Genomic DNA, 22,091 nt, shown 5'->3' with positions numbered 1-22,091 from the left:
TTGGAATGAGGCCGTCATTTCGGCTATCAACTTGTCGAGAAAACTGCCCGGAGGAACCGATGCTCGCCCCTACCCCCGCCTCGCCCGAATCCGTGGGCATGTCCAAGACCGCGCTCGACCGCGTCGATGCCCATTTGAAGAACCGCTACATCGATGCCGGCCGTTTCCCGGGTACGCATCTCCTCGTCTACCGCCGCGGCAAGATCGCCCACAGCTCGATGCAGGGCCTTGCCGATGTCGAGCGCAAGGTGCCGGTCAAGGACGACACCATCTACCGCATCTATTCCATGACCAAGCCGCTCACCACCGTCGCTTTCATGATGCTGGTCGAGCAAGGCCTGGTCGCGATCGACGAGCCTGTCGCCAAGTACATTCCGGAATGGAAGGATCTCGGCGTGTTCGTCGCCGGTACCTCGCCTGCGTTTCTGACGAGGCCGCCGACGCGGCCGATGCAGATCGTCGACCTCTTGCGCCACACCTCGGGGCTCACTTACGGCTTCCAGCAGCGCTCCAATGTCGATGCTGCCTATCGCGCCGAGAAGATCGGCGAGGTCGAGAAAGCCGGCACGCTGCAGACCATGATCGAGAGCCTTGCCAAAATCCCGCTCGAATTCTCGCCGGGCGAAGCCTGGAACTACTCGGTGTCGACCGACGTGCTCGGCTATCTCGTCGGCAAGATTTCCGGCATGCCGTTCGAGCAGTTCCTGAAAACGCGGATTCTCGATCCGCTCGGCATGACCGACACCGACTTCCACGTGCCGGCCTCCAAGGCGCACCGTTTCGCCGCCTGCTATAGCGCCGATCCCAGTGGTGGCTTCACGTTCCATGCCGGCCAGCGCCGCGAGGGCCTGACGCTCCAGGACGATCCGGCCAAGAGCTCGTTCCTGTCGGTGCCCTCCTTCATCTCCGGCGGCGGCGGGCTCTGCTCGACGATGGCCGATTATCTCACCTTCTGCCGCGCACTGCTCAACGGCGGCGAGCTCGGCGGCGTCAGACTGATCGGACCGAAGACACTGGCGCTGATGACGAGCAACCACATTCCCGGTGGCCGCACGCTGCCCGAGGTGTCGCGCTCGATGTTCGCGGAGGCCGCCTACAACGGCATCGGCTTCGGCCTCGGCTTCGCCGTGACCATGCGCCCGTCCGAAACCCTGATCGCCGGCAGCCCCGGCGAATACAATTGGGGCGGCGCGGCCACGACCTCGTTCTGGATCGATCCCGCCGAGGAGTTGATCGCAATCTTCATGACGCAGGTGGTGCCGTCGAGCGCCTACCCGATCCGGCGCGAGCTGCGCAGCATGGTCTACGCCGCGATCGCCGAGAGCAATCTCTGACGTTCCCGACATTTGTTGCAACGGGCTTCGCGATCGATTGCGGAGCCCGTTGCTATTTTGCCTAGTGGAAGTGGCCAATCAAATAGATGCCGCCGCCGACAACGAGCACGGCCGGCACGGCCCACAAAATCAGAACTGGCATTGTCATCCTCCTCAGTTTGACGTGCAGACCTTGACGGTCTTCATGCCGCTCTCAGCCTCGGTGCGCGATTTGTAGATCGTGCCCGAGGGACTGACGACCGTCATGGACGTGTCCATCGGCTTCTTGTCGACGATGGTGCACTTCTTGGTCTTGACGTCCTGGACGACGTAGAACTCGTCGGCTGCAAACGCCGGCAAGGAAAACGCAGCAATTATCAGTGCTGCGGTTGCGATCCTCAGCTTCATTCTCTCCTCCTCCAATTTCCGGGCGTTCCGGGCCCGGTCAATCAATCAACGGGAAAAAATAGCAACTTGTTCCTATCCGCCGGGAACGTCACCCGCAGTGAGATGTTGGTGCGGCGCTTATTGCCAAGAGGAGGACACAATGAAGAAGCTATTCCTGCTTTCCGCAGCAGTGGTGATGATCTCGACCGGCGCGTTCGCCCAATCGACTGTGGTGACCACGACCGGAACCGGTCACGCCGCCGCGGTTCAGATCGAGCCGCAATACCGGACGCGGATCAAATCCTACGTCACCGAGCATCATCTGCGGCCGGTGGTGACAAAAGAGAGGATCATCGTCGGCACGACGGTTCCCAGCGACGTCGAGCTCGAGGCGGTCCCGGCCGATTGGGGTCCGTCGCTCACGCAATATCGCTACGTCTACTCCGGCGAACGCGTAATGCTCGTGGACCCCGGCACGCGCACGGTCGTGCAGGAAATCGATTGAGGCAAGACGGACGGGCGGCCGCCTCGGAGGCGGTCGCCCTCTCGGAGTTGATCACATGACGTCGCATCGAGAAGCCCGGATCACCGGCCTCAGCCTGGCGGCCGTGTACGCCGTGTGCCTGCTGCTCACCGCCATCAGCATGAGCTGAAGCGCCGGCGACTGCGCCGCAATAATTCTGTTCTCGTCTGCTAGACGGATACGAAAATCATGGCGCAGCGCAAGTCCTGTCCGTATGGTCTGACAAAATCATAATCCGGCGCCGCAGCCGCTGGAACCGGGACGCCCGTGTTGTCAAAGCTCACCCTGCCGGTCCGGCTCGCTCTCCTGGTCGCGGGAACGACGCTGCCTATGATCGTGTTCGCGGTCGGCATCGCCTTCTACAATTACAAGCAGGACCGCAACGACGCGACCCGGCGCGTACTGGAGAACGTGCGCAGCATGCGCCTGGTGCTGGACTCCGAGGTGCAGCGGATGACCGGCAGTCTGCAGGTGCTTGCGCTGACGAACTCGCTGCGAAACGACGACTTCCCGAATTTTCGCCGCATCGCGCTCGGCTTTCTTGATCAATACGGCAAGGGCGGCCTGGTGCTGATCTCCGACCGCAAGGGCAAGGTTCTGTTCTCCTCTGCGACGGAAGATACGGCGAGCCTGCCGCCGCGCAGCAATCTGACAATCGTGGAGAAGTTGTTTGCGACCAAGTCGCCGCAATTTTCCGATCTGTTCAACGGCGCCTACAACCATCGGCCGGTTCTCACCGTCGAGGTTCCGGTGCTCCGCAACGGCGAAGTGATCTACGATCTCTGCTTCAGCCCGCCCGTTGGAATCTTTCAGAATCTCGTCGAGAAGCAGCGGCCCGACCAGGAGTGGACGGTATCCCTGCTCGACGCCAAGGGCACCGTGTTCGCGCGCGTGCCGAACCCCGGCGAAACATTCGGCAAGCGCGCTTCACCTTCGCTCTATGAGGAGATGTTCCGCGTGCCCGAGGCGGCCCTCTCATCGATCTCGCTCGACGGCGTGCCGCTCGCTTCAGCCTACACGAGATCGCAGCTGACGGGGTGGACCGTTGCCGCCGGCGTTCCGGAAAGCTCGCTGATCGCGCCGCTCTGGCGCAACATCGCGATCACCAGCCTGATCGGCGGCGTGTTGCTGCTGATCGGCCTGACCTTTGCCGTCAGGATGGCGACCACGATTGCGCGCGGCGACATGCTGCACAATCTGCTGATCGAGGAGCTCAACCATCGCGTCAAGAACACGCTGGCGCTGATGCAGGCCATCGCGGTGCAGACGTTTCGCAGCGCCAGCAGCGACGAGCGGGCGAAATTCGAGGGCCGTCTCGGTGCGCTCGCCGAAGCACATAATCTCCTCAGCCAGGAGAAGTGGCAGGGCTCGGAGCTGAAGGACGTGGTGACGCGCGTACTCCAGCCCTTCCTGCTTTCCGGTCCCGAACGCATCCGCATGGCCGGCCCCGCCGTGCCGCTGTCGCCGCGGCTTGCCGTCGTGCTCTCAATGATCGTGCACGAGATCGCGACCAACGCCGCGAAATACGGCGCACTATCCAACGAGACCGGCCGGGTGACCCTGGACTGGGAGATTATGGAAGATACGCCCAAGCAGCGGCTCCGGCTGATCTGGACCGAGACTGGCGGGCCGCCGGTGACGGCGCCGGTGCAGCGCGGCTTCGGCTCGCGCCTGATCGAGCGCAGCGCACGCGACCAGCTCGGCGGCGAGGCAACGGTCGACTTCCTGCCGCGCGGCGTCGTTTGCACGGTGATTTGCGCGCTGGATGAGGAGCGGTGAACGCAGGATATCGGCGATGAAGACCGCCAGACTCCTATCTGGTGTCACGCACTACACAGAGCGCTACGGGTGATTTCGAATTCCAGGGAGTTTCATTTCCCGGCCAGCTGTTTCTCCATGCCGGCAAGGTCAACAAGATCCCAATGCTCGGCGAATTTTTCGCCCTCGACACGCCAGATGTCGATGGTCACAAAGGTAATCTTTCTGCCGGTTGGTGCAAATCCCCGTACGGTCTGCGTATGCGTCGCTGCATAGAGACATCGGGCGACAACTTTGTTCGCGTCAATGATACGGTCCTCGACCTGCATGTGGAGATCCGGCCAAGCCGCATGCAGACGTTGTGCGTTTTCGATCTGTGCGGAAAGTCCCGATGGGCTGCGGCCCGAATGCTGGATGTACCCGTCGGCAAAGATGCCCGGAAAAGCGGAGACGTCGAGCGAATTGATGGCTGCGACGTAACGATCAAGTATCGCAGCATTCACGGAGGAGGTCCGGGACGGGGGACACGAGTCTGCCGCGCGCAATGCGCTCGGCAGTGCGATTGCAACCGAAGTACCAAGCGTTGCAAAGGTGAGCAGGGTTCGCCGATTCGTCATGGAGCCTCACTTGCGAGAGAATTCTGAACGTTGAACAATCGCGCGGACGACGCGAGGCGATGCATTGTGACGCGTATTCGCACGACAAGGACGGCGGCCAAAGCGGCCTCAAGTCCGATCGTGAGGAACGGAAAGATAATTGAGGCGGACCATCCCGCAGGGAATGGCCTGAGCGCGGTCAGGATGGTGTCCGATGTCACGGTGACGACGACGGCTGCAGCCGCTGCCGCACACAGGAACAGCGATTTCTGCAGTCGATTTCGCCAAGTCGTGTTGGCCGCGTCCGGCGCGCGCGCGACACTGACATAGGCCCATGCGCAGACGGCTATCAGCAACGCAGACCAGAAAGACCACCGATCGATCGACGAAATGATCGCGCGGATGTTGTCGAGATGCGGATCGCCGCTGACGATCTGTTGGCTCGCACCATACCACGCGATGCGGCTCTTCATTGCGACCAGCACGCCCACCGCGATCAGGGGGACCGCCGCCCCGACGTTTCTCGCCTGCTTCACAAGCGAGGGAACGGCGTATTGCGCGGCAATATCCCGTTCCGTGCCAAAGCGGCCGATCGCTCGGCGCTCCGCCTCAATCGTTGCTCCCATCGGATCGGACGCGACCGCTTCGTGAAGATGATCCTCAGCTTCCTTCCGCATTCGCCGTGCCAGTGCGGGATCAAAAGATAACTCTCGCGTCAGCGTGTCGAGATAATCGGAAATCAGGTCGGACATGGCTGAGCCTCGCCGAGAAAAGTGCCGATCGCGCTGGAAAATTGCCGCCATAGCGCACGCCGATTGGCGAGATCGACGGAGCCGCGACCAGTTACCGAATAGACACGCCGTCGCCGCCCTGCCGGCGAGGTTTCCCAGCGGCTCTTCAGTAGTTTCATCTCTTCAAGGCGATGCAGCACTGGATACACCGTCCCCTCGGGCAGGTCGAAAGCGCCGCTGCTTCGCGCTCGAATCCGTTCGATGACCGCATATCCATGAGCAGAGCCCGCTTCGAGCGCAGCGAGCACAATCATGTCGAGATGGCCTTTGAGAATTTCGCCTTCCATACCTAGCATCAGTAAGCCTAGCTATACTAGGTGTCAATGGCTCCGGTGCTCCCGACGACTTTCCACGGTGATTTGTTCGCGGCCCAGAAATTGTGGAACATCAGCGTGGCCGCGATGGTGAACGGGATCAGGATCACGGCCACCGGCCCCACGAACAGGCCGAGTGGCAGCGCCGTGCCGCATCCGAGTTCAACCGTCAGTGCGCCTGCGGCGAGCAATGCGCCAAATCCGTCGACCCCACCGGGCAGCTGGCTCGCCGTCGCGGTGAATGCCATCACCTTTCCGACGCCGCTGTAGAGAAACAGCGGCGCGATCGCGACACGCGCGAACAGAAGCACCCAGCTATCGAGCGGCGCCCTAGCGGCGAGCCGTTTTCACATAAAGTTGCTGGCATGACGCGATGGGCTTGGTGCAGACGTCGCTCAACGGCGATAAAACGGCGCAATCCAATCCCCGACGATCACGACAGGTCGTCTATCCAGACAGACGATTGCAGATGGGCGAAGTCCCCATTGCCCATGCATGGGTCCTTGCTTTGTCGGATCGTCATCGGAGAATCGCAAGATGAACACGAGGGATCAAAAATCGCCAGGGCATGGCCGCAGCTGCACCTGTTGCGATCCGAAATGGTCGCGACGCGGGCTTCTCGCAGGATTAGGTGCACTTGGCGTGGCCTCGACCCTCCCGTCGGTTGCGGCACTCGGACAAACCAAGCCAACGCTGATCGATACCCATCTGCATTTCTATCCGCCCGAATATCAAAAGCTCTGGCTCGGCTACGAAGACGCGCGCAAGCAGCCACACTTCCCCGGTCAGGTCGCATGGACCCGCGAGAATCTGGTGGAGGATATGGACAGCAACGGGGTTCGTACCGGCATCCTGTCGGTCGCCTCGACCCCCGGCGTGTGGTTCGACCTTGGCGCGGCGGAAGCCGGCCGGCTCGCGCGGAGCTGCAACGACTATGCGGCGGAGATGATGCGCGACCACCCGGGCCGCTTCGGCCTGTTCGCGACCTTGTCGATGCTGCACATCGACGCCACGCTCAAGGAGATCGAATACGCGCTCGACACGCTGAAGGCGGACGGGATTGGATTGCAGACGAGCTACGGCGACAAATGGCTCGGCAATGCGGCCTACAGGCCGGTGCTCGAGGAGTTCAACCGCCGCAAGGCGGTCGTCTATGTCCATCCGCTGGTCGCGAGCTGCTGCAGTGCTCTCGGCGTCGGCACGTTTCCGGCGGTGATCGAAGTCCCGCACGACACCACGCGCACGGTGACGAGCTTGCTGCTCAGCGGCTCATTCGCCCGCTATCGCGACATCAAATGGCTGTTCTCGCACGCCGGCGGCACGATCCCGATGATGGCCGGGCGTATCAATTCGTTTTACGGGGCGCGGCCCGACCTGAAGGAATTTGCGCCGGAGGGGATCGAGGGCGAGCTGCGCCGGCTTCATTACGACACCGCGAATGCGACGTTCGCGCCGTCCATGGCAGCGCTGCTCAAGCTCGTGCCGGCCTCGCAGATCACCTACGGCACCGACTATCCCTATTTCGGCTTTGGCCAGTTTGCGCAATTGCAGAAGCTTGGCCTCTCGGCAGAGGATCTCGATGCCATCGGCCATGAGAATGCAATGCGCCTCATTCCGAGGTTGCGTGCTTAGCCGTCCGCGCTAGCCGATCGTCTGCAGCGCCGGAAACGTCTCCAGCAGCCAGATGCTCACATTGGAGACCGCGCCGGTGAGGAAGCCGATGCCGGTGATCACCATCAGCACGCCCATGGCACGCTCGACATTGACGAGCTGGCCCTTCATGCGCGCGAACAGTTTTGAGAATTGCTCGATCATCAGGGCCGCGATCAGGAAGGGAATGCCGAGGCCGGCGGAATAGACCGCGAGCAACCCCGCCCCCTTCGTCACCGTCGCTTCCGCCGCGGCGATCGACAGGATTGCTGCGAGGATCGGGCCGATGCACGGCGTCCAGCCGAACGCGAAGGCGAGGCCCATCACATAGGCGCCCCAGAGGCCGACGGGTTTTGGCGCGGTCAGCCGTCCCTCGCGCATCAACAGGCCGATCCGCGTCAGCCCGAGGAAGTGGAGGCCCATGATGATGATGACGATGCCGGCAAGGATCGACAGCTCCGCCGACCAGGCGCGGATCAGCCCGCCGACCAGCGAGGCGCTGGCGCCGAGCGCCACGAACACCGTGGAGAAGCCGAGCACAAACAGCAGCGCCGCCATCATGATCGCGCGCTTGGAGGCCGACGCCGTCTCGTCGTTCTCGACATGCTCGATCGTGGCGCCGGTGAGATAGATCAGATAGGGCGGAACCAGTGGCAGGACGCACGGCGAGAGGAAGCTGACGAGGCCGGCAATCAGCGCCGCCGTAATCGAGACATTTTGCATGATGCAGTCGGAGCCATCCCGGGCCCTCAGGCAGCGCGCCGGGAATGCGCGCATGGCCGGAGCCGAACCGGCTCTGGTGTAGCGGATGCCGGGGAATGCGCAACAGAGGCGCGATCAAACCAAGGCTCCTCCCGATGCCGTCTGCGATCACAGATGCGGCATCGGGACGCGCACAAATCTCGCCAAAAAGCGAGATTCGGCGGCGAGGCTACTTCACCACGCGGAGCAGCGGACGCCGGGGCTGGTCCTGCGTCTGCTTGGAGGGGGGCAGCGGTTCGCTGGCAGCGCTCCGCAGCATTTCGTCGCACAGCGCCTTGAGGTCGGCACTGTCAATTCCTTTGAGCTTCATCCTGACATCGAGGATGACGATCGAGAGCAGCTCAGCCGACTCACGGCTGTTGCTCTCGTTGAGAACCTTGCGGCACTCCTCGAGCGTCTCGAGCACCGACTGCAACTGTTCGTCTGAATGCGACACGGCGTTCTTTCCGTTAATTCGGGCTGCGAGACGTGCTTGAAACGATCCCCTGGGCCCCCAAAGAGAGCCAAGGATAGCATGAGGAGTCCGTGCCCTCGAACATGATTTCAATGTGTTTCTGCGTCGAAATCGCAATTCCAGACGGCATGGCCGAGCGGCGCAGGTCGGAACGATCAAAGCTGAAACGCTTGGATCCCCGCGATCGAGCGCGCACGGCATTTCGCACGTCACCCTCCGGTCCACTTAGACCTGGCAATCCCGCAGCCACTTCAAGGCTCGCAACGGAACGCACGACTTACCCCTCTTCCGGGCAATAACTTGCCCGATTCCCAATCCCAAGCACACTAAAATACCACTTCGGGCGCGGTAAGTATGGCGTTCAAAACCCACCGTTCCCCAACCCGTCGTGGTTGTGGTTTGCGCTAGATTCTGCCAGTTTAGCGACCCGAAGGGACTTGTATGCACTCCTTGGCGGAAAGGGGCGTTCCATTGGAGGAACGCCTAAAGACAAATATCAGCGGCCTCTCCGATTGGGATGCGGCCCGCATTTTCTTGGAAGTCGTTCGATGCGGCAGTTTCCGTTCGGCGGCTGAACGCTTGTCGCTGTCGATCAACGCCGTCCGCCGCCGGATCGACGATTTCGAGCGCCAGACCGGCACGACTCTTTTCACACGCGACGTCCACGGCACCCATCTCACCGATGAAGGCGCGCTGGTGGTCTCCGCTGTCGAGCGCATGGAGGCGGCCGCCTTCGACGTGTTGCGCACCAGCGATTCGACTGCCAACGCCCTCACCGGCGAGGTCCGCGTCGCCGTCACCGAGGGATTGGGCACGTTCTGGCTCGCCCCGCGGCTGGTGGAATTCCAGCAGGCCTATCCCAATGTCCTGGTCGATTTGCATTGCGCGATGCGCTCGGCCGACGTCTCCCGCCACGAGGCCGACGTCGCCATCCATCTGTCGCGGCCGTCGGCGCTCGACGTCAAGCTGGTGCGGCTCGGCCGCATGCATTTGATGTTCTGGGCTTCGGAAAAATACCTTGAGAAACACGGCACGCCGCGCTCGGCCCTCGAATTGATCAAGCACCGCCTGGTGCTGCAATTCGCCGACCAGCTCGCCGCCAAGGAAACCTTTGAGAGCTTCTTCCCGGGCGTTCCGGAACGTGACCTTCTGGTCATGAAGACCAATGTCTCAAGCGCCAACTACTGGGCTGTCGCGAATGGAGCCGGAATCGGCGTATTCCCGAGCTATGCCATTGCGCTTGGCGGGAAGTTGATTCCACTGGAGGTCGAGTTGAACCGACCGCTGGATATCTGGTTGTCCTACCACCCTGGTAGCGGCCGGATTCCCCGCGTGCGGCACATGATTGACTGGCTGATTGAAGCTTTCAATCCAGCTCGCTTCCCGTGGTTTAAGGAGGAATTCGTGCATCCGCATGAATTCAAGGACTCGTATATGGGCGAACCCCTGACCCAGCTCTTCGGGGGATTTTCAACCGAAGAACAAAGGTGAAAACTAAAATGAAAGCAGCGGCGAAGAGAATGAAGCAACGCAGTGCCGGCAAGCCGGACATTGAGTTGGGCAAGCGGATTCGTTTGCGGCGCGTCGAGATGAAGATCTCGCAGGCTGAGCTCGGTGAAAAGCTCGGCGTGAGCTTCCAGCAGGTCCAGAAATACGAGAAGGGCGTCAATCGCGTCGGCGCGGCTCGGCTTCAGCAGATCGCCACCGCCCTCGATGTGCCCGTGACCTTCTTCTATGACGGCGACAACAAGGCCCGCGAAGTCGAAAGCCTCCTGTTCCTGGACTCGGCTTTCAGCCTCCGCCTGCTGCGCGCCTACAGCAAGATCAAGGATCAGACGGTGCAGCGTCAGCTCGTCTCGCTGATGGAATCGATCGCGGCGAACGAAGCCTGATCGGTCGACGGTCCGGCCTTCACGGCCAATGTTCAATCCGCCGCGTCGCGGGGGCGCGGCTGGATTGGGCGAGGCCTGATTGGCAGGATGAATCCTGATTGGAAGGATAGAGGCGTGCGCGCCTTACGCGCGCGGCCTTGGATTTTTGGGGCGGCATGGCCGCCCCTTTTTTTGGCATTCGTCGCAGTTTACGCGAACCCGTCCCAACCTTGTTGCGACCCAATCGAGAGCCTCCGCGTTGGACGCACGGGGGCCTCGATGCGCCGTGCTTAATGGGACCGCAACCCTGATGCCTTAGCTTCTCGCCGATTTCGCGAATCGGCGCACGCAGCATGGCGGCCGGGAATTGCCGCCTCGTCCTCTTGGGGAAAACCAGACAGATGTCGAAACGCCAAGCCGTGATCATTGCCATGGGCCTTCTCGCCAGCGCTTCCGCGCTCGCGCAGACCGAGACCACGGGCCAAGCCACGCCCAAGGCCGCCACCTTACCCGGCACAGTCCCGACAGCCGCCGACCCGGCTCACGCCGCCGCCCCCAAAGCCGCCACCGCGGCACCGGCTTCGACCGCCGAGGGCCGCTCGGCCACAGCGCTCGCGCTGACGCATGAGCCGACCTATGACGAGGGCACCGCCCAGCGCATCAAGGACGCGGCACTGAGCTACTCCGATCTTGCGGTGCGCGGCGGCTGGCCGGCGATTCCCGCGGACGCCAAGTTCGCGCTCGGCGTGCAGGGCGCCAATGACGACCTCCTCCGCAAGCGGTTGATCCTTTCCGGCGACCTCGCTGCCGACAAGGCGAGCGGCGCTTTCGACCAGGATCTCGCGGACGGCGTGAAGCGCTTCCAGGCCCGGCACGGTCTTGCGCCGACGGGCACGATGACGCCGCGCACGCTCGCGGCCATGAATGTCACGGTGCAAAAGCGCATCCGCCAGCTGGAGGCGTCGCTCGAGCGGCTCGAGAACACCAATTTCAGCTTCGGCCCGCGCTACGTCGTGGTCAACATCCCCGCCGCCTTCGCCGAGGCGGTCGAGAACGACGTCGTGGTGCGGCGCTATCGCGTCATCGTCGGCAAGACCGAAAAGCCGTCGCCGACGCTGACGGCCCAGATCACCGGCGTGGTGCTGAACCCGACCTGGACCGTGCCGTCCTCGATCGCCAAGACCGAGATCTCCGCGCATATGCGCAAGGACCCAACCTATCTGTCGCGCATGCACATGGAGGTGCTCGACGGCCACGACAATCCGATCGATCCGCATTCGGTCGACTGGTCGGGCACGCATACGCCGAACTTCACCGTGCGCCAGCAGAACGGCACCTTCAACGCGCTCGGCGCGGTGAAGATCGACATGCCGAACTCCTATTCGGTCTACATGCACGACACCAACCAGCGCAATCTGTTCAGCGACGATTACCGCTTCGATTCCCACGGCTGCTCCCGCGTCGACAATGTGCGCGATCTCGCCGCCTGGTTGCTCAAGGATCAGCCGAAATGGACCCGCGCCGCGATCGACACCGAGATCGCCACCGGGCAGCATCAGGAGGTCGCGATGGCGAAGAAGGTGCCGGTGGCCTGGATCTACCTCACGGCCTGGATGACCAAGGACCAGACCATCCAGTTCCGCAGCGACGTCTATAACCAGGACGAGCAGTTGCTGGAGGCCACCGCCGAAGAGGCCGCGTTCTTCAGCAATGCCGGCAACCATCCGCTGACCGCGCATATGGCGCAGTAGGCATGCAATCGCGGCACGGGCGGATGCAAAGCCCCTCGCCTCGCCGCGGTTGACCCGGGCCTTGGCCCGACCGCACATTGCGCCTCGCCACATACAAGCGAGCGCACGATGTCCGATCTCTCCCATGAAGCTCTCTACGCCGACGGCAAGATCATCACACAGGTCACCGACGGCGTCGGCGTGATCACCTTCAACAATCCCGACAAGCGCAACGCGATGTCGCTGGAGATGTGGGAGGGATTTGGCGAGGCGCTGACGAGCTTGCGCGACGACGAGACGGTGCGCGTCGTGATCATGCGCGGCGCTGGCGGCAAGGCGTTCGTCTCCGGCGCCGACATCAGCCAGTTCGAAAAAACCCGCCACAACGCAGCGGCCTCCGAGGAATACGGCAAGCGCAGCGCCGCCCAGCGCGCGCTGCTCGCCGACTACCCGAAGCCGACGATTGCCTGCATCCAGGGCTTTTGCCTCGGCGGCGGCATGCAGGTCGCGATGCTCGCCGACATCCGCATCGCTGCGCATGACAGCCAGTTCGGCATTCCCGCGGCGAAGCTCGGCATCGCCTACGGCTATGACGGCTTGAAGCACCTGGTGTCGCTGGTCGGACCATCCTGGGCGCGGCTCTTGATGTACACGGGCATGCGCATCGATTCCGCCGAGGCGCTGCGTATCGGCCTCGTCGAGCGCGTGATCCCCGACGACCAACTCTGGGGCGAGACCATGGCCATCGCCGCGACGATCTCGCAGAACGCGCCGCTCGCGATCAAGGCCGCCAAGATCACCATCGCTGAGGTCCTGAAGGACGAGAGCGCACGCGACATGACCGCGATCAAGGCGATCGGCAATGCCTGCATGGACTCTGCGGATTTCCGCGAGGGCCGGCAGGCCTTCATGGAAAAGCGCAGGCCACAGTTTCAGGGGAAGTAGCCTCGGCGCCGGACGCGCCGGCAATAATCTCGAAAACAACCCCATGCACAGTAGAAATTGCTCGGCAATTTGGCCCGGGCTGGGAGCCATGCGAGAGCGAGGTTTGACACGTCGGGCCAAACGCCAGCCGATTCCAACCTGGCGCCGACTGCGATATTGTGTGACTTTTGTTCCGCTGCCGCGCCGCTCGCTTTGAGCGACGCGGCAGTTTGGACTCAGGCCCAATCGTGATGGTGCAATTCGTTGGGGTTCACGCCGAACAGGTCGATAGTTTCGTTGCGGAGATGCAAAAGGGTTCCGCCGTGATGATCGGAGGATACTCTGACGGCAGAGAAGCCATCGTTCGGCGGCAGTTGCAACTTATCGACCTTGGGATCGTAGTCGGTGATGACCGCCGTGTTGTGTTGTCCCGTGAGGTTGCCAAGATCGAACATAAACGTGTCAGCGCCGGCGCCGCCGGTCATCGTCATGTGACCACTTGCCGCCACCAAGGTGTCGTCCAGGCTTCCGCCGGTCAGCGTGTCCTTGCCTGGAGATCCCACCACCAGCTGAGCCTGACCGCTCACTGCGTTCGCCCCGGTCGGATCTACCCCACCAAGCGTGCCGGAATGTCGCTCGGTTGATACGAACGCATCCGCCTGCATGGCGGTCGTACCTGTCGTATCGCGTTCGATAATGTCCGAGAGTGTAGTCGACTTGATCTCATTCAGGGTTTGCCGATCGAACCCCTGGTTCTCGAAATACAGCCGATCCCCATCGCGCAATGCCGTAAACTGGTCAGCGATGATCCTGCCAAAGGTCTGACCGATGGCCGCTCCCGCCGTATGATCCTCCGCCAGCCCCCCCGTCCACAGGTCTACGGCATCGACCGTGCCATAAGCTTGCTTCAACGCCGAAGCCGTGGTCGAATCCGAAGTGATCTGGTCGAAGCTCTTGTAGGGAGCAAGTCCCAACGCCTCCCGCGTCTGGTTCAGCGTCCCGAGACCCAGATCGTGCGCGCGTTGGATGTTGGTAGCGGCCAGATCGATCGCATCCGGAGGATCACTCAGGAAACTTCGGAGCTCCTCAACGATATGAGTATCGAGCGGTTGCGCGGTATCGCTGGCAAGATGCCGCAACAGTCCATCGGCACCGCCATTGGCAGTGAACGCCGCCGGCGCTTCGAAGAAGGTGTCCGCCAGCGATTGTTCGGCTGTGGTCGCGCCCAGATTGCTTATGCCATTGATGTCGGCCGACACGATGGAGTGACCGAAACGATAGGCCGCTCCTTCAAATTCCTCGGTGATGCCGGCGTTAACGTTCGGATCATAGCCGTGATAGGCCGGAATCGCATCTGTTCCCAGCAAATGCGGCAGGAACTCTTTATAGGTGATGTTGACCATTTCCGCGGTCGTGATCGCCCTGGCCATGTCGTACAATTGGTCGCCGCTCCAGCGCGGATGCTCCTGCTGCAATTGATCGACCTGGTAATTGTGTTCGCGGACAAACAAGGTCTGCAGCGCCGTCAGATCGGGATTTTCCTGCGCCCGCACATCCCCCGCCGCAAAGGCGGGTCCCTGCGCGGTCATAACGATTGGCAGATTGTCCCCGGCCGACACCTTCATGTGACCATCCGCGGTGCGCAGGCTGGCCGCGGTGACGGGATCGGAAGCATACACCTGGGAACCATCGAGCCAACCGGTCACTGTGTTGATTGCAGTTGCGGGATGCCCGGGCACGCCGGTCGCCCGATCGATTGCCACCCGCGTCACGGGAATCACGGTGCCTTGAGGCAGCGTGTCGCCCGCCGGAACGGGAATTGAAATATCCGCCATGTTCACCCCACTCTTTTCCAGATCGAGGTCATGATCCACAAACTGACCCCATGCATACATCATCCCGGACAGCGCTACGCCGTTGACCTCAAGATGGGTGTCCGGACCGTTCGCCACCACGATGTTGCTGATCTCGCGTGGGTTGGGACCAGGCTGCATGGCGTCAAAGCCATCGGCGAAATTCGCCGGCCCCACGCGTGCAAAGTCTGTGTTGGCCTGATTGAGGGCCGGGTCCGCAAGGTTGTTGTCTGAACCGTCGATGGTGCGGAAATGGAGCGCCATGGTTTCCCTCCGTACAGAGTAGACCCAGCTCCTGCTTCATTGACTGCTCTTGAAACGGCGCTTTAATGATTCATTGTGACGCTCGTGCGGTCGTTGAGCGACGACGTGGAAGCATTTTTGGGGTCGCTGAAACGAGCGGAACCGAAACGATGGGCAGACACCGAGTTTCAGGGAAAGTGACGCTCCCTCGTCATTGCGAGGAGCGCAGTGACGAAGCAATCCAGAGTCTTTCCGCCGCGGCAGTCTGGATTGCTTCGCTGCGCTCGCAATGACGATGTGGAGAGACCGAGTGCGCTTGGAGCTCTCGGCTCGTCGCGGGCGATCAATCGCCAAAAACCTCGATCAGGCAAAAGCGCTCGCACATGAGCATCATGTCTTCGCTGAACCGCCCGAGCCGGCCGAAATAGGTGCGATGGGCGTTGCGCCAATAGGCGAGGCTTCGATCGCCCTCGCCCTCATCGTAAGCAAAGGCGGCATCGACTTCGTTGTAGCGCCGGTAGGTGATCTCGGTGGTTTCGATGACGCAGCGAGGCTCTCCCCGTCCATCGAGCACGACCCAGCGCTCTCCTGGTGTCGATGTGTTGGGTTCGTCTTCCGTGCTGCAGGTCGCGGTCTTGACGCCCTTGACGACGAGTTCGAGCAGTTCGTCGGCAAGCGCCGGACTGTCGCCGAAAGCAAACGTCCGGAGATCTTGATATCGTTCGGGCACTGGCTTGTTCATGGTCGTCCGAGCCCTTCAGAGACGACGTCTTGCGGCGCGATCCACTCCTACAGCGCCGCAAGCACCGCCTTGGTAATATCCGCCGTGCCGTTGCTGCCGCCAAACTCCATCGGCTTGAGGCCGCCGGCATAGACCTGATCGACCGCGCGCTCGATCTGCTCGCCGGCTTCCGCCGCGCCCTCGACCCCGTGCTTGTCGGCGAGCCAGTCCAGCATCATCGCCGCCGACAGGATCATGCCAGTGGGATTGGCCTTGCCCTGTCCCATGATATCAGGCGCGGTGCCGTGGCACGGCTGGAACACGGCGTATTTGTCGCCGATGTCGGCCGACGGCGCCATGCCGAGGCCGCCGATCAGGCTCGCGGTGATATCGGACACGATGTCGCCGAACATGTTCTCCATCACCATCACGTCGAAATCCCAGGGGCGCTTGACCAGCATCGCCGAGCAGGCGTCGACATAGAGGCGATCGGTCTTCACCTCGGGATGCTTCTTCGCGATCTCGTCAAAAATGCCGCGGAAGAACGCAAAGGCCTTGAACACATTCGCCTTGTCGACACAGGCCAGGCTGCCCTGCTTGCCGCGCGCCTTGCGACGCTCCGCGAGGCGGAACGAGAAGTCGAACAGGCGCTCGGATGTCCTGCGCGTGATCACCATGGTCTCGCGCGCATCGTCATGGGTGACCACGCCCTTGCCCATCGAGGCGAACAGGCCTTCGGTGGACTCACGGATCACGACCAGATCGATGCCTCGCTTGTCAGCGCCGACAATCGGGCTCGGCACGCCCGGAATGAGGCGCGCCGGGCGCACGCCCGCATAGAGATCGAAGATGAAGCGCAGCTCGATCTGCGGCGCGATCTCGGTATTGTCGGGGTAACGCGCCGACGGCAGGCCGCAGGCGCCGAGCAGAATTGCGTCGGCTTCCTCGCATAATTTGATTGTGGACTCCGGCATCGACTCGCCGGTGGCGAGATAGTTTTTGGCGCCGGCCGGCGCCTCGGTGAAGCGGAAGCGCAAGTCCGATTTCGCCTCGATCTTGCGCAGCACCTCGATGGCCGGCGCCATGACTTCGGGGCCGATGCCGTCACCGGCGAGCACGGCGATGTGGAAGGCGTTGTTTGCGGACATTTAAGAGGCCTCAAGGAAGGGAACCAACCAAGTCGTCATTGCGAGGAGCGAAGCGACGAAGCAATCCAGAGCTGCATCTGCGGAAAGACTCTGGATTGCTTCGCTGCGCTCGCAATGACGGAGGAGAGAGCAATGACTACGGCGTCAACACCGTACGCCCGACCACCGCGCCCTGTTGCAATTGCACCAGCGCGTCGTTGGCCTTGTTGAGCGGCGCCTTTGTCACCGGGATCGGTGGGATGTTCCTGGCGCGGACGAGATCGAGCAGCTCCTGCGTCTCGCGCAGGTTTCCGACATAGCTGCCCTGGATCGTCACCGCCTTGATCGGGATCAGCGGCAAGGCCCAGGTCGCGCCGCCGCCGAACAGGCCGACGATGACGAGCTTGCCGCCCTTGGTCAGGCAGTCGAAACCAAGCTGCGTCGTCGCGGCATTGCCGACGAGGTCGATCACGGCGCGGATCGGCCCGCCGGCTTTCTTCGCCAGTTGCTCCAGCGCGTCCGGCGCCTTGGGATCGATGGTGGCAAGCGCGCCGGCCTTCTCTGCCGCCTCGCGCTTCCTGGCGTCGATGTCGACCATGATCGCGCCTCTGCCGCCCATCGCTTTCAAGAGCGACAGCGCCATCAAGCCGAGGCCACCGGCGCCGAACATCACGATCGGCGTATCAGAATGCTGCTCGACCTTCTTCAGCGCGCTGTAGGTGGTGACGCCCGAGCAGGCGTAGGGCGCGGCCGACGCCGGGTCGAGCCCTCTGAGGTCGAGCAGATAGCGCGGATGCGGCACCAGCATGTGATCGGAATAGCCGCCGTCGCAATAGACGCCGAGCGAGCGCGGCGTCAGGCACATGTTCTCGTCACCGGCGAGGCACGTGGCGCATTTGCCGCAGCCGATCCACGGATAGACCAGGCTGACATCACCAAGCTTGAGGCCGCCCTGGTCGGTCGGCTTCACGTCGGGTCCGAACGCCAGCACTTCACCGACGGTTTCGTGGCCCATGGTCAGCGGCAGATTGATGCCGCGGTCTTTCAGCGACAGCGGCTTGCGGCCATGGCCGAGATCGTAGCCGCCTTCCCAGATGTGGAGATCGCTGTGGCAGACGCCGGCGGCCTTGACCTTGATGAGCACCTGCGTGCCTGATGGTTGCGGCGTTGCCTCGTCGAACTCCTGCAGCGGCGCCTTGAAATCAGCGACCTTGAAACTCTTCATGGCGTCCTCCCGGCATACGTCTCTCGTCGCGCCACCATGCCACGGGCGGCGGGGCGAGACAAACCCGCACAGCCGTCTTAGTTCAGGCCAGCGGATGGTGGCAAGCCACGAACTGCCCGGGCACGACCTCGCGCAACTCCGGCATCTCCGCGCTGCATCGCTGATCGGCGCGCGGGCAGCGGGTGCGGAAGCGGCAACCGGATGGCGGCGCAATCGGCGATGGCGGCTCGCCGATCGCCACGCACTCGACGGGCCGCACATCCGGATCGGGAACCGGGATCGCCTCCAGCAGCAGCCCGGTATAGGGATGCGCAGGTCTTGCGAACAATTGCTCCGATGGCCCGACCTCGCAGAGCCGGCCGAGATACATCACCGCGACGCGGTCGCTGACGGCTTTGACCACGGCAAGGTCGTGCGCAATGAACAGCAGCGTCAAACCGAACCGCGTCTTCATCTCCTCGAGCAGATTGAGGATCTGCGCGCGGATGGAGACGTCGAGCGCTGAGACCGGCTCGTCGCAGACGATGAACTCGGGGTTGAGCACCAGCGACCGCGCGATGCAGATCCGCTGGCACTGGCCGCCGGAGAATTCGTGCGGCAGCCGGCCCGCCACGAGATCGGGATCGAGCCCGACCGCAGACAGCACCTCGTGAACACGCCGCTTGCGCTCGGCGGCGTCCTTGACACCGGCGATGATCAGCGGCTCGGCGACGATGTCACCGATGCGCCGGCGCGGATTGAGCGAGGCGATCGGGTCCTGAAAGATCAGCTGCACGCGGCGGCGCATTTTTCGCAGCGTCTCGCCCTCCATCGCGGTGAGGTCTTCGCCGTCGAACAGCACGCGGCCACTCCTGGCGCGGCGCAATTGCAGGACCGCGCGCCCCAGCGTCGACTTGCCGCAGCCGGACTCGCCGACCAGCCCCAGCGTCTCGCCGCGCGCGACGTGGAGGCTGACGCCGGAGACGGCGTGGACCGTCTTGTTGCCGAGCCCATATTCGACGACGAGATTGTCGACGTTCAGGAGCGGCTCATCGCGCACGGCGAGCTGCATCATACGCCAATCCCTTCCGCCATCTGGATCGGGTGGAAGCAGGCATAGAGATGCTCCGGCGTCTCGGCAGCCTTCAACTCGGGTTTGGCTTCATAACAGCGTCCGGCGGCATAGCGGCAACGCGGCTCGAAGGAGCAGCCCCTGAGTGGCCGCGTCGGATCGGGCGGTCGACCTGAGATGGCAGGCAGCGGCGTGTGCGGCGCGGTCTCCAGCTTCGGGATCGCCGCCAGCAGCGCCTCGGTGTAGGGCATGTGCATGCGTTTGAAGAGCGCCTGCGTTGGCGCGCGTTCCACCACCCTGCCCGCATACATCACCGCGACCTCGTCGGCGCGGCCGGCGACGACGCCGAGATCGTGGGTGATGATGATCATCGCCATGTGGCGGCGGCGTTGCTCGCGCGCCAGCAGATCGAGGATCTGGGCCTGGATGGTAACGTCGAGCGCCGTGGTCGGCTCGTCCGCGATCAGGAGTTTCGGCTCGCAGGACAGCGCGATCGCAATCGCGATGCGCTGGCGCATGCCGCCGGAGCACTGATGCGGATATTGCGCGAGCCGCTGCTCCGGCGCGGGAATGCCGACGGCCGCGAGCAACTCGATGCTGCGCTTCCGCGCGGCCGGCGCGTCGAGCTCGAGATGCTCCTGGATCGTCTCCATCAACTGCGTGCCGATGGTGAGCACCGGATTGAGCGAGGTCATGGGATCCTGGAACACCACCGCGAGGTCGCGCGCACGCAGCCGCCGCAGGCTTTCAGGCGCGAGCCGGATCAGGTCCTGGCCGTCGAACATCACGCGTCCGGTAAGCTTCGCCTTCTTCGGCAGCAGCTGAAGGATCGCGCGCGACAGCATGGTCTTGCCGCAGCCGGATTCGCCGACGATGCCGAGCGTACGCCCCGCCTCCAGCGACAGATTGACATGATCCACGGCGCGCAAATTGCCACGCGGGGTCGGCAGCTCGACCGCGACATCCTCGATGGTCAAAAGCGGCGTGCTCACAGTGCCCCCTGACGCGGGTCGGTCAGAGCCCGCATGGTGTCGCCGACGAGGTTGAACGCCAGCACGGTCAGGAACAATCCCACCGCCGGCAGGAACGCCAGCCGTGGCGCGACGTCGAGGCTGTCACGGCCTTCGCCGATCATGCTGCCCCAGCTCGCCATCGGCGGCGGCACGCCGAGCCCGAGGAACGACAGCGCGCCTTCGACCACGATGGTGACGGCGACGCCGAGCAGGAAGAACGCCAGCAGCGGCAGGATCACATTCGGCAGCAGCTCGCGCAGCAGGATGCGCGCATGACTGGCGCCGAGCGCCTCGGCCGCGATCACGAATTCGCGCCGCGCCAGTGTCAGCGTCGCCGCACGCGCCACCCGCATGAAGGCGGGAATGCCGAGCACGCCGAGGATGATGGTGAGATTGGGAATGGACTGCCCGAGATAGGCGGTCACTGCGAGCGCGAAGACCAGTGGCGGAAAGGCCAGCAGCACATCCATGCTGCCGACCACCAGCGTCTCGAACCGGCCGCGGAAATAGCCGGCGAGCAGGCCCAGCGCGCCGCCGAGCGTCAGGCCGATCATCGGCGCGATCAATCCGACCGTCAGCGAGACGCGCGCGCCAAAGATCAGCCGGGCGAACTCGTCACGGCCGAGTCCGTCGGTGCCGAGCCAATGCTCGCTCGAAAAGGCGGCGCGGCGCTCCAACATGTCCATATCGGTCGGGTTCTGCAGCGGCAGTACCGGTGCGAGGATCGCGAGCGCAAGAACGACAGCGAGCCAGAGGCTCGCGATCCAGAACAGCAGCCCGAGCTTGCGCTGGCGCCGGACCGGCGCCGATGCCTCTTCCTGCATCGTGAGCTCAAGCGTGCCCATGGCGAATCCTCGGATCGAGCACGGCATAGAGCATGTCGACGATGAAGTTGACGATGACGAAGCCGCAGGCGACCAGCAGCACCACGCCCTGGAGAATGACGAGGTCGCGGGTGTAGATCGCGCCGACCAGAAGCCGGCCGATGCCCGGCAGTGCGAAGATCGATTCCACGATCAGCGTACCGCCGAGCAGGCGGCCGATATTGATGCCTGTGACCGTCACCAGCGTCAGCGACGAGGGTTTCAGCGCATGCACGAACAGGATGCGCGAGGGCTTCAGACCCTTGGCCTTGGCGAGTGCGATGTAGTCTTCCTGCAAGGTCGCGATCATGTCGGAGCGCAGCACGCGCATGATGCCCGGCCATTCCGCCAGTGCCAGCGTCAGCGCCGGCAGCACGAAGAAGCGCAAGTTTGCGAGCGGCTCCTCGGTGAACGGCACATAGCCGGTCGCGGGTAGCCAGTGCAGCTCGACCGCGAACAGATAGATCAGCAGGATCGCCAGCAGAAAGGACGGCATCGACAGCATCGCAAACGCGCTGCCGGTCATGAAGCGGTCGAATGCACTGCCGGCGCGCGCGGCGCAGGCGATCGCGAGGGGAACGCCGATCAAAAGGCCGATGAACTCGGCCATCAGCATCAGTTCGAGCGAGACCGGTATGCGCTCGCTGACCGCCTGCAGCACGGTCTGCCCGGTGCGGAACGAGCGGCCGAGATCGCCCTGCAGGACGTGGCCGAGCCAGCTCAAATATCGCCACCACAGCGGCTGGTCGAGCCCCATGTCGCGCCGCAGTGCGGCGACATTCTCCGGCGTCGCCTGATCGCCGAGGATGACATAGGCGAGATCACCCGGCAGCAGCGAGGCGATCAGGAAGGTCAGCAGCGAGACGGCCAGCAACACCGGCAGGATGGCCAGCAGCCGCCGCACGACGAAGTTCAGCATCGC

At 63.2% G+C, this 22,091-nt stretch carries 23 protein-coding genes; 8 read left to right on the top strand and 15 right to left on the bottom strand.

Annotated elements, in window-relative coordinates:
• Positions 1 to 59 precede the first annotated feature (59 nt).
• Positions 60 to 1,334: a serine hydrolase domain-containing protein gene (locus V1280_RS40610; protein ID WP_334536335.1), complete on the top strand. Its 1,275-nt coding sequence runs from the start codon at positions 60 to 62 to the stop codon at positions 1,332 to 1,334.
• 153 nt (positions 1,335 to 1,487) lie between these two features.
• Here V1280_RS40610 and V1280_RS40605 read toward each other — a convergent pair whose 3' ends face one another.
• Complete coding sequence (locus V1280_RS40605) at positions 1,488 to 1,721, bottom strand: hypothetical protein (protein ID WP_334536333.1); 234 nt, start codon at positions 1,719 to 1,721, stop codon at positions 1,488 to 1,490.
• A gap of 139 nt (positions 1,722 to 1,860) precedes the next feature.
• On the opposite strand from V1280_RS40605, the gene V1280_RS40600 reads away from it, so the two are divergent.
• Positions 1,861 to 2,205: a DUF1236 domain-containing protein gene (locus V1280_RS40600; protein ID WP_334536332.1), complete on the top strand. Its 345-nt coding sequence runs from the start codon at positions 1,861 to 1,863 to the stop codon at positions 2,203 to 2,205.
• Between the two features lie 288 nt (positions 2,206 to 2,493).
• A complete protein-coding gene (locus V1280_RS40595; protein WP_334536330.1) occupies positions 2,494 to 4,002 on the top strand; it encodes a sensor histidine kinase in 1,509 nt (502 codons plus the stop codon).
• 92 nt (positions 4,003 to 4,094) lie between these two features.
• Here V1280_RS40595 and V1280_RS40590 read toward each other — a convergent pair whose 3' ends face one another.
• The 4 genes from V1280_RS40590 to V1280_RS40575 form a co-directional block, all read right to left on the bottom strand.
• Positions 4,095 to 4,484, bottom strand: coding sequence for an ester cyclase (locus tag V1280_RS40590; RefSeq protein WP_334536328.1), 390 nt, complete (start codon positions 4,482 to 4,484; stop codon positions 4,095 to 4,097).
• A 110-nt stretch (positions 4,485 to 4,594) separates the two neighbouring features.
• The gene (locus tag V1280_RS40585; RefSeq protein WP_334536326.1) at positions 4,595 to 5,329 is read right to left on the bottom strand and encodes a hypothetical protein; all 735 of its coding nucleotides are present in this window, start codon (positions 5,327 to 5,329) and stop codon (positions 4,595 to 4,597) included.
• Complete coding sequence (locus V1280_RS40580) at positions 5,317 to 5,655, bottom strand: PadR family transcriptional regulator (RefSeq protein ID WP_334536324.1); 339 nt, start codon at positions 5,653 to 5,655, stop codon at positions 5,317 to 5,319. The genes V1280_RS40585 and V1280_RS40580 overlap by 13 nt, the downstream gene beginning before the upstream one ends.
• A 26-nt stretch (positions 5,656 to 5,681) precedes the next feature.
• Positions 5,682 to 5,993: a DoxX family protein gene (locus V1280_RS40575; protein ID WP_334536322.1), complete on the bottom strand. Its 312-nt coding sequence runs from the start codon at positions 5,991 to 5,993 to the stop codon at positions 5,682 to 5,684.
• A gap of 331 nt (positions 5,994 to 6,324) precedes the next feature.
• Between V1280_RS40575 and V1280_RS40570 the strand changes: the two genes are divergently transcribed.
• Positions 6,325 to 7,314: an amidohydrolase family protein gene (locus V1280_RS40570; RefSeq protein WP_334536320.1), complete on the top strand. Its 990-nt coding sequence runs from the start codon at positions 6,325 to 6,327 to the stop codon at positions 7,312 to 7,314.
• A 9-nt stretch (positions 7,315 to 7,323) separates the two neighbouring features.
• Here the strand turns inward: V1280_RS40570 and V1280_RS40565 are convergent, their stop codons facing one another.
• The gene (locus V1280_RS40565; protein WP_334536318.1) at positions 7,324 to 8,055 is read right to left on the bottom strand and encodes a cytochrome c biogenesis CcdA family protein; all 732 of its coding nucleotides are present in this window, start codon (positions 8,053 to 8,055) and stop codon (positions 7,324 to 7,326) included.
• Between the two features lie 208 nt (positions 8,056 to 8,263).
• Complete coding sequence (locus tag V1280_RS40560) at positions 8,264 to 8,530, bottom strand: hypothetical protein (RefSeq protein ID WP_027528892.1); 267 nt, start codon at positions 8,528 to 8,530, stop codon at positions 8,264 to 8,266.
• A gap of 459 nt (positions 8,531 to 8,989) precedes the next feature.
• On the opposite strand from V1280_RS40560, the gene V1280_RS40555 reads away from it, so the two are divergent.
• The 4 genes from V1280_RS40555 to V1280_RS40540 all read left to right on the top strand — a co-directional run bounded on the left by V1280_RS40555 (position 8,990) and on the right by V1280_RS40540 (position 13,094).
• Positions 8,990 to 10,039: a LysR family transcriptional regulator gene (locus V1280_RS40555; protein ID WP_334536314.1), complete on the top strand. Its 1,050-nt coding sequence runs from the start codon at positions 8,990 to 8,992 to the stop codon at positions 10,037 to 10,039.
• A 29-nt stretch (positions 10,040 to 10,068) separates the two neighbouring features.
• Complete coding sequence (locus tag V1280_RS40550; RefSeq protein ID WP_014497036.1) at positions 10,069 to 10,440, top strand: helix-turn-helix domain-containing protein; 372 nt, start codon at positions 10,069 to 10,071, stop codon at positions 10,438 to 10,440.
• Between the two features lie 380 nt (positions 10,441 to 10,820).
• Positions 10,821 to 12,170 carry a L,D-transpeptidase family protein gene (locus V1280_RS40545; RefSeq protein ID WP_334536312.1) on the top strand — a complete coding sequence of 450 codons (1,350 nt, stop codon included), beginning with the start codon at positions 10,821 to 10,823 and terminating at the stop codon, positions 12,168 to 12,170.
• Positions 12,171 to 12,278: 108 nt separating this feature from the next.
• Entirely contained in the window at positions 12,279 to 13,094 is an 816-nt protein-coding gene (locus V1280_RS40540; RefSeq protein WP_334536310.1) for an enoyl-CoA hydratase, read from the top strand.
• A 215-nt stretch (positions 13,095 to 13,309) separates the two neighbouring features.
• Here the strand turns inward: V1280_RS40540 and V1280_RS40535 are convergent, their stop codons facing one another.
• From V1280_RS40535 to V1280_RS40500, 8 genes are all read right to left on the bottom strand, one after another.
• A complete protein-coding gene (locus tag V1280_RS40535) occupies positions 13,310 to 15,190 on the bottom strand; it encodes a peroxidase family protein (protein ID WP_334536308.1) in 1,881 nt (626 codons plus the stop codon).
• A 322-nt stretch (positions 15,191 to 15,512) separates the two neighbouring features.
• Positions 15,513 to 15,911: an ASCH domain-containing protein gene (locus V1280_RS40530; protein WP_334536306.1), complete on the bottom strand. Its 399-nt coding sequence runs from the start codon at positions 15,909 to 15,911 to the stop codon at positions 15,513 to 15,515.
• Positions 15,912 to 15,958: 47 nt separating this feature from the next.
• A complete protein-coding gene (locus tag V1280_RS40525; protein ID WP_334536304.1) occupies positions 15,959 to 17,038 on the bottom strand; it encodes an isocitrate/isopropylmalate dehydrogenase family protein in 1,080 nt (359 codons plus the stop codon).
• Positions 17,039 to 17,174: 136 nt separating this feature from the next.
• Entirely contained in the window at positions 17,175 to 18,242 is a 1,068-nt protein-coding gene (locus tag V1280_RS40520; protein WP_334536302.1) for an alcohol dehydrogenase, read from the bottom strand.
• A gap of 82 nt (positions 18,243 to 18,324) precedes the next feature.
• Complete coding sequence (locus V1280_RS40515; protein WP_334536301.1) at positions 18,325 to 19,296, bottom strand: ABC transporter ATP-binding protein; 972 nt, start codon at positions 19,294 to 19,296, stop codon at positions 18,325 to 18,327.
• Entirely contained in the window at positions 19,293 to 20,285 is a 993-nt protein-coding gene (locus V1280_RS40510) for an ABC transporter ATP-binding protein (RefSeq protein ID WP_334536298.1), read from the bottom strand. The genes V1280_RS40515 and V1280_RS40510 overlap by 4 nt, the downstream gene beginning before the upstream one ends.
• Positions 20,282 to 21,151, bottom strand: a complete 870-nt coding sequence (locus V1280_RS40505) for an ABC transporter permease (protein ID WP_334536297.1) — start codon at positions 21,149 to 21,151, stop codon at positions 20,282 to 20,284. Before V1280_RS40505 ends, V1280_RS40510 begins: the two co-directional genes overlap by 4 nt.
• The gene (locus V1280_RS40500; RefSeq protein ID WP_334536295.1) at positions 21,138 to 22,088 is read right to left on the bottom strand and encodes an ABC transporter permease; all 951 of its coding nucleotides are present in this window, start codon (positions 22,086 to 22,088) and stop codon (positions 21,138 to 21,140) included. Before V1280_RS40500 ends, V1280_RS40505 begins: the two co-directional genes overlap by 14 nt.
• Between the last annotated feature and the right edge of the window lie 3 nt (positions 22,089 to 22,091).

The sequence above is a fragment of the Bradyrhizobium sp. AZCC 2230 genome, assembly GCF_036924495.1.
GTDB lineage: Bacteria > Pseudomonadota > Alphaproteobacteria > Rhizobiales > Xanthobacteraceae > Bradyrhizobium > Bradyrhizobium rifense.
The sequence above is the reverse complement of the archived record's forward strand: the minus strand, read 5'-3'. Positions and strand labels throughout refer to the sequence as shown.